Below are 14661 nucleotides of genomic sequence, written 5' to 3' on the forward strand. Positions count from 1 at the left end.
AGTCCATGAAAATCGCTCTGTTTCAAGACCTGAGTTTGTTGAGGTCTGGGACAGGGCGTTTTTTTTGCTGGGTGGCTTATCCGGCTTGCAAGCAGGCAGATCATGCGTGTGACATGATTCATTCTGACCTTGTACACAGGGAGGACACAAAGGTTACCAGAGTTATACTTTTGGCTGGCGTAAACGACAATACTGTAACCCCGGTTGTAAACAAATCGGCAGAGGTCTTTTTTATAATAAGGGAGTGGTGAATTTGGGTAATAGATGATATGACTAGCATAAGCAGCAATGTCTGGAGAGGAGATTTGATAAGGATGAACAAGCGAATGAAATGGGGAGCCGCGGTGCTGGCCGCAGGCGTATTGATCGGAAATGCCGGTGTGATCGGAGGTTCGCAGGTGTCAGCCGCCGCCAAGCCGGTCGTGAAGCCAGCTGCGCAGCCGGGAGTGACGCTGAAATATAACGGTAAGGTGCTGTCGCTGCAGGGGAAATTGGTGGATGGAGTTACCATGATTCCAGTATCCATTCTGCGCGATGCCGCCGGCCTGCCGCTGTCATATAATCCGGGCACCAAGACGTACACCGTTGGATCCGGGGTAACGAAGCTGAACCTGGAGGTTTCCGATTACGGAGTCAATGCCTACATCAACGGAAGCTATTTAGGGGACAATTCGAACAACTACGAGGGAAAATTGATCGACAGCAAGCTGTACGTTCCTTTCAAGCTGCTGAACGACTATATGGGCTTCCAGGGCGTGTATAACGCGTCCTCCAAGACATTGAGCCTGTCCCAGCGCCAGATGAACCAGGTAACGATTTCGACTGAGCTCATCAAGGCGAGCGACGCCAACGCGACGGTCCTTATCCGTTATCCGCAGCTGAGCGGGCTGGACAACGCGGACGCCCAGGAAGCGATCAACAAAGTATTTAAAGACAAAGCAGATGCATTCGCTGCAGAAGCCAAGGCTAAAGCGAAAAAGCGCGACGCGAAGGTGGAGCACCCGTATGAGTTCGACGGAACATTCCTGGTCACTTACAACCGCCAAGGCGTCCTGAGCATCGTGACGGATTCTTACGAATACACGGGCGGAGCACACGGCATGACGGCTCGTGTAGGTTATACGTTCTCGCTTAAGGACGGTAAGCAGCTGACGCTGGACAGCCTGCTGCACAATTCAGCCGACGCCAAGACCAAGCTGGACAAACTGCTGAAGCAAAAAGCGACCAAAGACGGCTTCACGGACGGTTTTAACGGGTTGAAAAAGGATGCAGACTTCTATGTGAAGGAAAGCGGCCTGACGATCTTCTTCCAGCAGTATGAAATCGGACCGTATGCCGCGGGTTTCCCGACGTACACGTTTAACTTCAGCGACCTGCTGCCGAAGGGAACGGATCCGTTCGAAGCGGCGAAATAAAGCCGTTGAAGCAGGCATGTTGATGTAAGTGAAATCAAATTACTTTTAAGTTATAGGCAGCCCTAATTCGGTGTTCAACCGGAGTAAGGCTGCCTTTTTTAAGTAGGACGTTTACCCATTGCGCATATAACGTGATTACGGCAAATCCCATAAAAAATCCCCTCCGAGCAAACGGCAATGTGCTTTCTTCGCACATATCTGCTCAAAGGGGACCTATCATGGAGCGGAGCTTCTATGGCATGACCGGATTTATACGTCAAACACGAAATCGTCGTCGGATAGAGGCTCTATGTTGATTGCACGCACGTACCCGTTACCTTTTTTCGAGAAGAAATCATGCTGCTTGGTGTGGGTGCTGATGCCGTTGAAGACGATCGGGTTGATCGGCTCTTCCGGGAAGTGCGGCTCGAAGCCAAGGTTCATCAGCGCTTTGTTGGCGTTATAGCGGACATAGGTTTTGACTTCCTCCTGCAATCCGATTGGGCTGTACAGATCATCCGTATATTTCACTTCGTTCTGATACAGCGTCTCAAGCAGCTCATACAGCTCGCGGCGCAGCTCTTCCTGCTCCTCGAAGGAGAACTCCTGGAACAGCTCCTGGGCCAGCGTGCCGACGTACAGGCCGTGAATGCTCTCGTCGCGGATGATCAGGTCGATGATTTCGCCGCTGCTGGTCATTTTGCCTTGACCGGCCAGGTAAAGCGGATAGAAGAAGCCGCTGTAGAACAAGTAGCTTTCCAGAAAGACGGAAGCTGCCATCGCCTTGTATAGATCGCGCTTCGTTTGGATGTTCGCGTACCAAGATTCGATGCTCTTCGCTTTGAACTGCAGCTGCTCGTTTTCTTCCACCCAGCGGAAAATCGCGTCGATCTCCTCCGTCGATGCGAGCGTGGTGAAAATGCTGCTGTACGATTTGGCGTGGATCTGCTCCATCATCGACATGAAGCCGAGTACGGCTTTGCGCTGCAAGCCTTCCACATGCTCCAAAATCTTCGGCATGCCGACGCCGCCCTGCAGCGTATCCAGCAGCGTCAGTCCGCCAAGGACATGCTTGTAGGCGGTGCGCTCTTCATCGGTCATTTTGATCCAGTCCATTTTATCGTCGGACAGGGGGATCTCGTCGTCGGTCCAAAACTGCATGATATTCTGCTGCCAGAACATGAGCGTAAAATCATCGTCGGGCCGGTTCCAGTTTACTGCTTTCATCAGACCATTGCTCCTTTTATAGAAGAAGGCGAGAGGGGTTGTTCAAGCCCCGCCATCGCCTTGCGTAATATTCGAATTTAGACGGCGCAGCTTGTGCACTCTTCGATGGACAACTTCTTCGTCCGGGTGTAGTACAGCGATTTCAGCCCCTTCTGGGCAGCGTAAATATAGAAACGGGACAATTCCCGGGTCGATACGGTGCTGTTGACGTGCAGCACGGTCGAGATGCCCTGGTCCACGTGCTGCTGGATTTCCGCGATCATGTCAATCAGGCGGAACTGGTCGATATTGTAGGCCGATTTATAGTACCACTGCGTCTCGGCGCTGAGGAACGGCATCGGGTAATACGTCGTCGAGTTGGCGTAGGTGCGCGTTTCGATATGCTCGACGATCGGCATGACGCTGGACGTCGCGTTCTGGATGTACGAGATGCTCTGCGTCGGCGCGATGGCCAGACGGTAGGCATGGTACAAGCCGTGCTTCTGCACGAGCGCTTTGAGCTGCGCCCAGTCCTCAGGGGACGGGATCTCGATGCCTTCAAACAACTGTTTCACGCGTTCCGATTGCGGACGGAAGTCCTTTTCGAGATAACGGTGGAAATAAGTGCCCTTCGCATACTCGGACTTGCCAAAATCCCGGAAGGTTTCGCCGCGTTCGCGTGCGATTTCCATGCTCTGCTCCAGCGAGTAGTAGTTCATCATCATGAAAAAGGTGCTCGCAAACTCGCGCGCTTCGGCGCTTTCATATGCGATTTTGTTCTTGGCCAGGTAACCGTTCAGATTCATGGCTCCGAGGCCTACGGAGTGAAGCTCCTTGTTGGCGCGGCTTACGCCCGGCGCATTCTCCACGCGGGAAAGGTCGCTGACGACGGTTAGCGCCTCGATGCCGACGCGGACCGATTCCTTGATTTTGCCCTGCTCCATCACATTCACGATATTCAGCGAGGCCAGGTTGCAGCTGATGTCCCGGCGGATGACGTCGTCGATGCCGTAGTCGTTAATTTCCGAGGTCTCCTGCAGCTGGAAAATTTCCGTGCACAGATTGGACATTTTGATCTGGCCGATGTCCTTCAGCGCATGCACCTTGTTTGCGTTCGATTTGTTCACGATGTACGGATAACCGGACTCGAGCTGGATCGAGGCGATTTTCGTCAGCATGTCGCGGGCGCTCATGACGGTTTTCTTCGTCACCTGGTCATTGGCGAGCAGCTCGTCGTACATTTCGTCCATGTCCAGGTCGTCCAGATGCTTGCCGTAGGCTTTGTACACCGAGTAAGGGCCAAAGGCCACAAGCGGCTTGTTCTGGGCGGCGAGCTCGTAGAATTTGTTCGGCACGATCAACCCGATCGACAGCGTCTTGATGCGCAGCTTCTCGTCGGCGTTGATTTTCTTCGAATCGAGGAACTCGATGACGTCCCAGCCGAAAATGTTGTAGTATCCGGCGCCAGAGCCTTTGCGCTGGCCCATTTGGTCGGCATAGGAGAATGCGTCCTCCATCAGCTTCAGCACCGGCATGATGCCTTTGGCCGCTCCGGCCACGCCTTTGATCGGTTCGCCGCGCCCACGCAGCTTGGACAAATTGACGGCGACGCCGCCGCCGATTTTGGACAGCTGCATGCAGGTGCCGAGCACGTAGTTGATCGAGTTCAGCGAATCGTCCATTTCCAGCAGGAAGCAGGAGACCAGCTCGCCGCGGCGGCTTTTGCCGGCATTGAGGAAGGTCGGGGTCGCAGGCTGCAGGCGCTGCTCGATCATGGCTTCGGCGATGCGGAGCGCTCTATCGATGTTCCCTTCGCCCAGATACAGCGCCACGATGGCAACGCGGTCCGGGTACTGCTCCAGGTACTGCTTCTTGTCATTGGTTCTCATCGCATAGTCCTTGTAGAACTTCGAGATCGCCATGTAGGACTGGAATTGGAAGTCGCTGCTTGCCGTGAGGTTAAACACGGACTCGACTTCGTCGTAGGTATAATGTTCAAACACGTTCTCGTAGTAATCGTTGCTGATGAGGTAATCCAGCTTCTCGCGCAGAGAGCCGAAATTCATCGTATCGCGCTCCACTTCCTCCATAAAGGCGGCAACCGCTTCTTGGTCCTTTGCCAGCAGGAAGTAACCGTCCGCCCCGCGCTGCATAATTTCGTTGTTCAGTTCAATATGCTTCAATGCTCCGCACCCTCTCCTTGAAAATTTCCGTATCCCGCATCGTTCCCGAAAGCTCGAACTTGGTGATGACCGGCACATGGTACATCTCCGAAATCGTATCCGCGCTTTTGGCAAAACGAGGCCCCCAGTTCCGGTTGCCGCTGGCCGATACGCCGCGAAGCATGCGATTGTTCTTCGACAGGAAGTTTGACACTTTCTCGGGCACCTGTCCGAAACCTGTTGTATACGTAACGAGCACGTAAGGCTCATTAACCTGTTCTTGTTCTTCGATCGGCATGGCTCTCATGTTCAGCTTGTTGATAAAGCGTCTGACGTTGCCGGTCTTGGAATCATAGACGATAAGCATGATCCATCACTCCTGAATATGTTCTCTGCCGCGGTCACGGGCGCAAAATAACACCGGATTTACCGGTGTTTTGAGGAAAATGCTGCAATATATACTATGCCGTTAAAATCAATATGTAGATGATATGTAGTGGGTATTAGAATAATACATCAATATATTGATGTGGTCAAGCCTATCAAGAATCATGATCTGTGAGAACGCTCGCACCCCGCGCAGCGCCTCGGAAAACAAAAAAACAGGGAGCCTCCCGGCGATCCGTAAGCGGATCGATTCGGGAAATTCCCTGTTTTTCTTTGGTACAAAAGCTATGTGTATTTACACGCCTTGGATCGAAGTGCTTTCCAGAACTTTATCGATCAGTCCATATTCCTGCGCTTCAGCTGCGCTCATGAAGTAGTCACGGTCGGTGTCTTTCTCGATGCGCTCCAGCGGCTGTCCGGTACGTTCGGACAGGATGCGGTTCAAGGTATCGCGCATTTTCAAAATGCGGCGGGCGCGGATTTCGATATCCGTTGCCTGGCCTTGCGCACCGCCGAGCGGCTGGTGGATCATGATCTCGCTGTTCGGCAGGCCGAAGCGTTTGCCCTTGGCGCCGGCGTTCAGCAGGAACGCGCCCATGGAAGCGGCCAGACCTACGCAGATCGTGGACACGTCCGGTTTGATGAACTGCATTGTATCGAAAATCGCCATGCCGGCCGTGATGGATCCGCCGGGGCTGTTAATGTACAAATGGATGTCTTTCTCCGGATCTTCGGCTGCGAGGAACAGCAGCTGGGCGATGATAGAATTGGCGACCACGTCATTGACTTCGGTGCCCAGAAAAATGATGCGGTCTTTCAGCAAACGGGAATAGATGTCGTAAGCCCGTTCACCGCGGTTGCTTTGTTCGACGACCATAGGAATATAACTCACGTGGAAAACCTCCCTTAATTGGCTCAAAATAGGTCATTCTATACATACTGTTACCGTATTAACCACATGATAAACAATTTCAAACAAAAAGTCAAAGAAAGTCAAACTCAGTGCAAAAAAAATAGCCATCTGATTGGCTGTGGTGTCTTTGGTTAAAGACATAACGTAGAACGCTTGCCGTTCTCCGTTCTTCTATTGAATAAAATGGCGCGCCCGCGAGGAATTGAACCTCGATCTCAGGCTTCGGAGGCCTACGTCATATCCATTGGACCACGGGCGCAAAATTCAATAGCAAAAGTTATTATATGATAGCTTGCCTCAAAATGCAAGTACTAAGCTATTTATTTTTTTTAAACCAGGTAAATGCTGTATAAGCGGAAAGGAGGAGGTGAATTATAGTCAGTGGACTACTTGCAACCAGCGCCATTATTGAGTAGAATAGTGGTGGGACTTAAAACGTTGACCCGGGACATTTTAGGGCCAGGGGAGAGAGGGAAGCGAAGTTGCAGGAGTGGAAAGAAATGCGGGATATATTAGAGATACAAAAGCAGCTTCTGCCTGATCTCGTGGACGTTCTCAAGACCAGATACACCATTCTTCACCAGATCATGCTGACGGAGCTGATCGGCCGGAGAACGCTCGCCGCATCCCTGCATATGACGGAACGGGTGCTGCGGGCCGAGACGGATCTTCTCAAATCCCAGGGCCTGATTGAGATCGAGAGCTCTGGGATGAGGGTCAGCGAGGCGGGAAGCAAGCTGCTCGAACAGATGGAGCCGATGGTGAAAGTGCTGTTCGGCCTCAATGATCTGGGCGAGAAGATCCGCCAGACGTACGGCCTACGCAAAGTCGTGGTCGTACCCGGGGATTGCGAATCGTCGCCGCTCACGAAGCGTGACTTGGGACGGGCGGGAGCCAAAGCGCTGCTTGGCGTCATGAACCAAGGGGACACCGTGGCGGTGACCGGGGGCTCGACGCTCGCCGAAGTGGCGGAGCAGCTGACGCCGCAAGCGGCCGTACCGATGAAGAACAGCTGGTTCGTGCCGGCAAGGGGCGGACTTGGCGAAAGCGTGGAGTTTCAGGCGAACACGATCGCATCCACTATGGCGAAGCGCGTCGGTGCGCAGTACCGGCTGCTGCATGTGCCGGACCTCTTGAGCGATGAAGCTTATCAATCGCTGGTGCAGGACCGCAATATCCAGGAGATCGTGCAGGCTATCAGGCACTGCCGCATCATTATGCACGGCATTGGGGACGCGATGGAGATGACCCGCCGCAGAAGGCTGGATCCCGCCGCCGTGGAGGAGATCCGGTCGGAAGGAGCCGTAGCTGAATCCTTTGGCTACTATTTCAATGAACAAGGCGTTGTCGTTCATAAAATGATGACCTTGGGGCTGCGGCTGGAAGATATTATGCGGACCGAGACCGTCATCGGAATTGCGGGTGGCCGAAGCAAGGCCCAAGCGATCCATGCGGTGCTTAAGTTCGGCCATGAGGACATTCTGGTGGTTGACGAGGCAGCCGCTATCGAGATCTGCCGGGAAATTGACGGCGAGTAAACAACATTCCTTTTGATGTCATGACAGGTATCTACCTGTTTTGAATAAATAAAATACGAACTTTTGGGAGGACTATTCTAATGAGTGTAAAAGTAGGCATTAACGGTTTTGGACGTATCGGACGACTCGCTTTCCGCCGTATTCAAAATGTGGAAGGCATCGAAGTTGTAGCCATCAACGACCTTACTGATGCTAAAATGTTGGCCCATTTGCTCAAATATGATACAACGCAAGGCACTTTCAACGGAGACATCGAAGTTCACGACGGCTTCTTCAAAGTGAACGGCAAAGAAGTTAAGGTTCTGGCGAACCGCAACCCTGAAGAGCTTCCTTGGGGCGACCTTGGCGTAGACATCGTTCTCGAGTGCACAGGCTTCTTCACAACGAAAGAAGCTGCCGAGAAACACCTGAAAGGTGGAGCTAAGAAAGTCGTGATCTCCGCTCCGGCTACAGGCGACATGAAGACGATCGTGTACAACGTGAACCATGAAACACTGGACGGAACAGAGACAGTGATCTCCGGCGCATCTTGCACAACGAACTGCCTGGCTCCTATGGCCAAAACGCTGAACGACAAGTTCGGTATCGCTCAAGGCTTGATGACAACGATCCACGCTTACACTGGCGACCAAAACACCCTGGACGCTCCGCATCCAAAAGGTGACTTCCGTCGTGCACGTGCAGCTGCAGAAAACATCATTCCAAACTCCACTGGCGCTGCAAAAGCGATTGGTCTGGTTCTTCCAGAACTGCAAGGCAAACTGGACGGTGCTGCTCAACGCGTACCTGTACCAACAGGTTCCCTGACTGAGCTCGTTACAGTGCTGAACACCAAAGTAACGGCTGACGAAGTTAACGCAGCGATGAAAGAAGCTTCCGATCCAGAAACTTACGGCTATACTGAAGACGAAATCGTATCTTCCGACATCAAAGGCATCACGTTCGGTTCGCTCTTCGACGCTACTCAAACTAAAGTGTTGACTGTTGGCGACCAACAGCTGGTTAAAACCGTTGCTTGGTACGACAACGAAATGTCTTACACTTCCCAATTGGTTCGCACATTGGCATACTTCGCTAAGATCGCTAAGTAATAACGGCTATCCCATAGCGAAAAACATCCCGAGCGGAAACAGGTATCTTGTGTTTCCGCTCTTTGTGAATTTAGTGAATTTCGCGGAAGAATCGCCCGAATTTCCAACATGCTGAACCACGGGGCCGAAGGTGTCCTGTAAAAATATATGGGTGCGGAGGGAAACAATACGATGAACAAGAAGTCTGTACGTGATGTAGAAGTTAACGGCAAACGCGTATTCGTGCGCGTTGATTTTAACGTGCCATTGGAAGACGGAAAAATTACCGACGATACGCGGATTCGCGAAACGCTTCCAACGATCAACTACCTGATCGAGCATGGCGCAAAAGTGATTCTGGCCAGCCACATGGGACGCCCGAAAGGCGAAGTGGTGGAATCCATGCGTCTGACGCCTGCGGCAGAGCGTCTGTCCCAGCTGCTCGGCAAACCGGTTGTTAAAGCCGACGAAGCGGTTGGCGACGCCGTCAAAGCGCAAGTGGAAAAGCTGAACAACGGCGACGTGCTGCTGCTTGAGAATGTTCGCTTCTACCCTGGCGAAGAGAAAAACGATCCGGAACTCGCAAAGCAGTTCGCTGAACTCGCTGATCTGTTTGTAAACGACGCGTTTGGCGCCGCTCACCGTGCGCACGCTTCGACCGAAGGTATCGCTCACTACCTGCCGGCTGTATCCGGCCTGCTGATGGAGAAAGAACTTTCCGTACTTGGCAAGGCACTGTCCAACCCAGAGCATCCCTTCACAGCGATCATCGGCGGTTCCAAAGTGAAGGATAAAATCGATGTCATCGACAACCTGCTCAATATCGCGGATAACGTCCTGATCGGCGGCGGCCTGTCCTATACGTTCATGAAGGCACAGGGCTATGAAATCGGTCTGTCTTTGTGCGATAATGAAAAGCTGGATGTCGCGCTCGGATTTATCCAAAAAGCGAAGGATCTCGGCAAAACCTTCCTGCTTCCGGTCGACATCGTCATCGCGGACGATTTCAGCGCCAATGCGAACGTGGACATCGTAGAAGTGGGCAACATCCCTGAGAAATGGGAAGGCGTGGACATCGGACCGAAAACCCGTGCCAAATACGCGGAGATCATCAAGAACTCCAAGCTCGTAGTATGGAACGGACCGATGGGCGTATTCGAAATCGATCCTTTCTCCAACGGTACGCGTGAAGTGGCTGAAGCCTGCGCCCAAACCGAAGGCTACACCATTATCGGCGGCGGCGACTCGGCGGCAGCGGCAGAGAAATTCCATCTGGCTGACAAAATGGATCATATCTCCACCGGCGGCGGCGCTTCCCTCGAATTCATGGAAGGCAAGGCGCTCCCTGGCGTCGTGGCACTGAACGACAAGTAAGCAAGAAGCGCCCTGAAGAGCGCGAAACGTACGGACCCGTAAGGACAAAAAAGGAGTGAAAAGTGTGAGAACACCTATCATCGCCGGCAACTGGAAAATGTTCAAAACCGTTCCGGAAGCCAAAACGTTTATCGAAGAAGTCAAAGGCAAAGCTGAAGTTGAAGGCGTAGAGAGCGTCATCTGCGCTCCGTTCACGAACCTTCCCGCTTTGGTGGAAGCTGTGAAAGGCACATCGATCAAAATCGGTGCGCAAAACCTGCATTTTGAAGACAACGGTGCGTTCACCGGGGAAATCAGCGGCGTGATGCTGAAAGACCTCGGCGTCGACTACGTCATTATCGGGCACTCCGAGCGCCGGCAATATTTTGCCGAAACCGACGAGACCGTGAACAAAAAGGTTCAGGCGGCATTCCGTCATGACCTGACTCCAATCGTGTGCGTCGGCGAAAAGCTGGAAGAGCGTGAAGCCGGCCAAACGAAGGATGTCTGCAAAGTGCAGACGGAAGCAGCGTTCCAAGGCTTGTCCGCAGAACAAGCGGCTCAAGTGGTTATCGCTTACGAGCCAATCTGGGCCATCGGAACAGGCAAGTCCTCGACTGCGCAAGACGCCAACGAAGTGATCTCTTATATCCGCAGCCTGGTTGAAGGCTTGTACGGCAAAGAGGTAGCGGCTCAAGTTCGTATTCAGTACGGCGGCAGCGTGAAGCCAGAGAACGTAAAAGAATATATGGGCCAAAGCGACATCGACGGCGCGCTCGTTGGCGGTGCCAGTCTGCAGCCGGCTTCGTTCATCCAGCTCGTTGAGGGGGCGAAGTAAGATGACCGCACCTAGACCCGTAGCACTGATCATCATGGACGGATTCGGGCTGCGCAGCACGGACGAAGGCAATGCGGTGGCGCAGGCCAAGAAACCGAACTACGACCGTTTGATGGCGAAGTATCCGAACACGACGCTGACCGCATCCGGCGAAGCGGTAGGTCTGCCGGAAGGGCAAATGGGCAACTCCGAAGTCGGCCATTTGAACATCGGCGCAGGCCGCATCGTGTACCAGGATTTGACCCGGATTTCGAAATCGATCCGCGAAGGGGAATTCTTCAACAACCCTACACTGGTTGAAGCAGTGCAAGCTGCAAAGAACAACAACAAAAAGCTCCATCTGTACGGCCTCTTGTCCGACGGCGGGGTACATAGCCATATCAACCATATGTTTGCTATGCTGGACCTTGCGAAAAAAGAAGGGCTGGATGAGGTTTACATCCATGCATTCCTGGACGGACGCGACGTATCTCCGGATTCCGGCAAGAAGTTCATCCAGGATCTGCAAGCCAAGATCAAGGAAGTCGGCATCGGCAAAATCGCCACGGTACAGGGCCGCTACTATGCGATGGACCGCGATAAGCGCTGGGAGCGTGTAGAGAAGTCCTATCGTGCGATTGTGTACGGGGATGGACCGAAATACACCGATCCGCTGGTTGCCGTAACGGAATCCTACAACAAATCGGTGTTCGACGAATTTGTGGAGCCGACGGTCATCGTTGACGAGCAGGGCAACCCGGTATCGCTGGTGGAAAGCGGAGACTCCGTTGTCTTCCTGAATTTCCGCCCGGACCGCGCCATCCAGCTGTCTCAAGTGTTCACGAACAAGGACTTCCGCGGATTCGACCGCGGGCCGAAGTTCCCAGAAAACCTCCATTTCGTCTGTCTGACGCTGTTCAGCGAAACGGTCGAGGGCTACGTAGCCTACGAGCCGAAGAACCTGGACAACACACTGGGCGAAGTGCTGGTGCAGAATAACAAGAAGCAGCTGCGCATTGCTGAAACGGAGAAGTATCCGCACGTCACCTTCTTCTTCAGCGGCGGACGCGACGTCGAGCTGCCTGGAGAAACGCGCATTCTGATCAACTCGCCGAAGGTCGCCACGTATGACCTGAAGCCGGAAATGAGCGCTTACGAAGTGGCGGACGCCTGCGTGAAGGAAATCGAAGCGGAGAATCATGATGCGATCATTCTGAACTTTGCCAACCCGGATATGGTCGGACATTCCGGTATGCTGGAACCGACGATCAAAGCGGTTGAAGTCACCGACGAGTGCATGGGCAAAGTAGTGGACGCCGTTATTGCCAAAGGCGGGGTAGCGATTATTATCGCCGACCACGGAAACGCCGATATGGTTTTTGATGAGCAGGGACGTCCATTTACCGCTCATACGACGAACCCGGTACCGTTTATTTTGACCAGTGAGAACGTGACGTTGCGCGAAGGCGGCATTCTGGCCGACGTGGCGCCGACGATTCTGGATCTGATGCAGCTGCCGAAGCCTGCGGAAATGACCGGCGAATCGATGATCGCAAGCCGCAAATAAGCGGAAAATTCGATTCCGGTTATCTGATGCGCTATAATGGCTGTAGAAGCTGACAAGCAATATAGAATGAACTCAAGAAGTTCGTGTTGTAGGGCTTGGATAAGGCCGTTACAACAGGGTTTTCCATTCGAGACTTGAGTTCAATCTATATAATGTGGTCTGAATAACCAATTACGAATGTGGAAAAGGAGATTAGCACACAATGACTATTATTTCTGATGTGTACGCACGCGAAGTCCTCGACTCCCGCGGTAACCCTACAGTTGAAGTTGAAGTATATCTGGAGTCCGGCGGCCATGGCCGCGCCATCGTTCCATCCGGAGCATCCACAGGCGCTCACGAAGCCGTAGAGCTTCGCGACGGCGACAAAGACCGTTACCTCGGCAAAGGCGTTCTGAACGCGGTGAAGAACGTGAACGAAATTATCGCTCCTGAAGTCATCGGCATGGACGCGCTCGACCAGCTCGGCATCGACAAGCTGATGATCAAACTGGACGGAACACCAAACAAAGGCAAGCTGGGCGCTAACGCCATCCTGGCCGTTTCCATGGCAGTAGCCCGCGCGGCTGCTGACGCACTGGACCTTCCGTTGTATGTATACCTCGGCGGATTCAATGCCAAACAACTGCCTGTACCGATGATGAACATCGTCAACGGCGGCGCTCATGCCGACAACAACGTCGACGTTCAAGAATTTATGGTACTGCCGGTTGGCGCTCCTACGTTCAAGGAAGCTCTCCGTACAGGTGCTGAAATCTTCCACAGCCTGAAATCCGTTCTGAAGGGCAAAGGCCTGAACACAGCGGTTGGCGACGAAGGTGGATTTGCTCCGAACTTCACTTCCAACGAGGACGCATTGTCCTCCATTATGGAAGCTATTGAAAAAGCCGGCTACAAGCCAGGCGTTGACGTATTCCTCGGTATGGACGTCGCTTCTACCGAATTCTTCAAAGATGGCAAGTACCATCTCGAAGGCGAAGGCAAATCCTTCACTTCCAGTGAATTCGTTGAGCTGCTTGCTTCCTGGGTCGACAAATACCCGATCATCACGATCGAAGACGGCTGCTCCGAAGACGACTGGGAAGGTTGGAAACTCCTTACCGCGAAACTCGGCGACAAGATCCAGCTCGTTGGCGACGACTTGTTCGTAACCAACACCGAGCGTCTTGAAAAAGGCATCGAAGAAGGCATCGGCAACTCCATCCTGATCAAAGTAAACCAAATCGGTACGCTGACTGAAACCTTTGATGCGATCGAAATGGCGAAACGCGCAGGATACACCGCGGTTATCTCTCACCGTTCCGGTGAGTCCGAAGACAGCACTATCGCTGACATTGCCGTGGCAACGAATGCCGGCCAAATCAAAACCGGTGCTCCGTCCCGTACGGACCGGATTGCGAAGTACAACCAATTGCTCCGCATCGAGGACGAATTGGGCGAACTGGCGCAGTACAACGGCCTGAAGTCGTTCTACAACTTGAAAAAATAAGGCTGTATAAGCCTTACGCGAAGAGCGTTCCGGGTAACTCCGGGGCGCTCTTTTTTTAAAAAGATCAGAAAGTATCGGAGTCAGCTTCCTTGTTTTGGGGACTCCGCAACGTTTTGGAATAGGCATCGAAGCATAAACTCCACGTTGTGGGGCTATTTTAGTTTGTCTATGGACCTGAAAAGGCGGTGCGGTGCGGGTTTAGCTTGTGTTCGCAAATGGGCTATGGTACAATAAAAATGCTGTTTGTGTACGCTGGACTGCGTCTAGGTTCGGCCATAACGGAATCGAAATTTTGACATTCATATAATTGAGATGTTAAGCCATTGGGAGGTGGAACAAATGGAAATCTTTTTGAAGGTGCTGCTCGTGATTTTCTCCATCGCGTTGATTGCGATTGTTCTTTTGCAAAAAGGAAAAAGCGCGGGTCTTTCCGGGGCCATCTCCGGTGGCGCGGAACATCTATTCGGTAAAACGAAAGCACGCGGCATGGATCTCGTGCTGCAGCGCGTAACGGTCGTTGTCGCCGCATGCTTTTTCATCCTGGCCATTGTGGTGGCCGTCGTCGTTAAATAAAGAATAGCAGCACACCAAAACCTCCGCTCTTTTTCGATTGGAAGATGAGCGGAGGTTTTTTAGGTTGTTTAAGGCGTACGGGCAGGGATGCAACCGATTAAATTCGTGTATACTAGGGTATGTGTATAATACTGGGCAAATACAGCAAACGAACGATTACATAGTCACTTGCGGAAGGCATTCCTGCAAGTC

Annotated in this window: 12 protein-coding genes and 1 tRNA gene; 8 read left to right on the plus strand and 5 right to left on the minus strand. The window is 52.7% G+C overall.

What is annotated here, in order from left to right; translation table 11 throughout:
- Window positions 1-314 precede the first annotated feature (314 nt).
- The gene (locus CJP46_RS22535) at window positions 315-1415 is read left to right on the plus strand and encodes a PdaC/SigV domain-containing protein (protein ID WP_179281275.1); all 1101 of its coding nucleotides are present in this window, start codon (window positions 315-317) and stop codon (window positions 1413-1415) included.
- A 249-nt stretch (window positions 1416-1664) separates the two neighbouring features.
- On the opposite strand, the gene nrdF is transcribed toward CJP46_RS22535, so the two are convergent.
- From nrdF to CJP46_RS22560, 5 genes are all read right to left on the minus strand, one after another.
- Window positions 1665-2621 (minus strand): class 1b ribonucleoside-diphosphate reductase subunit beta, encoded by a 957-nt coding sequence (gene nrdF / locus CJP46_RS22540; protein WP_094597894.1) that lies wholly within the window; start codon window positions 2619-2621, stop codon window positions 1665-1667.
- A gap of 77 nt (window positions 2622-2698) precedes the next feature.
- Window positions 2699-4783 (minus strand): class 1b ribonucleoside-diphosphate reductase subunit alpha, encoded by a 2085-nt coding sequence (gene nrdE, locus CJP46_RS22545; RefSeq protein WP_094597895.1) that lies wholly within the window; start codon window positions 4781-4783, stop codon window positions 2699-2701.
- Window positions 4770-5129, minus strand: coding sequence for a class Ib ribonucleoside-diphosphate reductase assembly flavoprotein NrdI (gene nrdI / locus CJP46_RS22550; protein ID WP_094597896.1), 360 nt, complete (start codon window positions 5127-5129; stop codon window positions 4770-4772). Before nrdI ends, nrdE begins: the two co-directional genes overlap by 14 nt.
- Window positions 5130-5444: 315 nt before the next feature.
- Entirely contained in the window at window positions 5445-6041 is a 597-nt protein-coding gene (gene clpP, locus CJP46_RS22555; protein WP_094597897.1) for an ATP-dependent Clp endopeptidase proteolytic subunit ClpP, read from the minus strand.
- Between the two features lie 205 nt (window positions 6042-6246).
- Window positions 6247-6321, minus strand: a tRNA-Arg gene (locus tag CJP46_RS22560).
- Between the two features lie 241 nt (window positions 6322-6562).
- Between CJP46_RS22560 and CJP46_RS22565 the strand changes: the two genes are divergently transcribed.
- The 7 genes from CJP46_RS22565 to secG all read left to right on the plus strand — a co-directional run bounded on the left by CJP46_RS22565 (window position 6563) and on the right by secG (window position 14469).
- Window positions 6563-7600, plus strand: a complete 1038-nt coding sequence (locus CJP46_RS22565; RefSeq protein ID WP_094597898.1) for a sugar-binding transcriptional regulator — start codon at window positions 6563-6565, stop codon at window positions 7598-7600.
- Window positions 7601-7680: 80 nt separating this feature from the next.
- Window positions 7681-8691 carry a type I glyceraldehyde-3-phosphate dehydrogenase gene (gap, locus tag CJP46_RS22570; protein ID WP_094597899.1) on the plus strand — a complete coding sequence of 337 codons (1011 nt, stop codon included), beginning with the start codon at window positions 7681-7683 and terminating at the stop codon, window positions 8689-8691.
- Window positions 8692-8862: 171 nt separating this feature from the next.
- The gene (locus tag CJP46_RS22575; RefSeq protein ID WP_094598228.1) at window positions 8863-10044 is read left to right on the plus strand and encodes a phosphoglycerate kinase; all 1182 of its coding nucleotides are present in this window, start codon (window positions 8863-8865) and stop codon (window positions 10042-10044) included.
- A gap of 64 nt (window positions 10045-10108) precedes the next feature.
- Complete coding sequence (tpiA, locus tag CJP46_RS22580) at window positions 10109-10861, plus strand: triose-phosphate isomerase (protein WP_094597900.1); 753 nt, start codon at window positions 10109-10111, stop codon at window positions 10859-10861.
- A 1-nt stretch (window position 10862) separates the two neighbouring features.
- On the plus strand, window positions 10863-12407 hold the full coding sequence (gene gpmI / locus CJP46_RS22585; protein WP_094597901.1) for a 2,3-bisphosphoglycerate-independent phosphoglycerate mutase: 1545 nt from the start codon (window positions 10863-10865) through the stop codon (window positions 12405-12407).
- 202 nt (window positions 12408-12609) lie between these two features.
- Window positions 12610-13896 (plus strand): phosphopyruvate hydratase, encoded by a 1287-nt coding sequence (gene eno / locus CJP46_RS22590; RefSeq protein ID WP_094597902.1) that lies wholly within the window; start codon window positions 12610-12612, stop codon window positions 13894-13896.
- A 339-nt stretch (window positions 13897-14235) separates the two neighbouring features.
- Window positions 14236-14469 (plus strand): preprotein translocase subunit SecG, encoded by a 234-nt coding sequence (secG, locus tag CJP46_RS22595; protein ID WP_094597903.1) that lies wholly within the window; start codon window positions 14236-14238, stop codon window positions 14467-14469.
- Window positions 14470-14661 lie beyond the last annotated feature (192 nt).

This window comes from Paenibacillus sp. XY044 (assembly GCF_002257645.1).
Taxonomy (GTDB): domain Bacteria; phylum Bacillota; class Bacilli; order Paenibacillales; family Paenibacillaceae; genus Paenibacillus_AQ.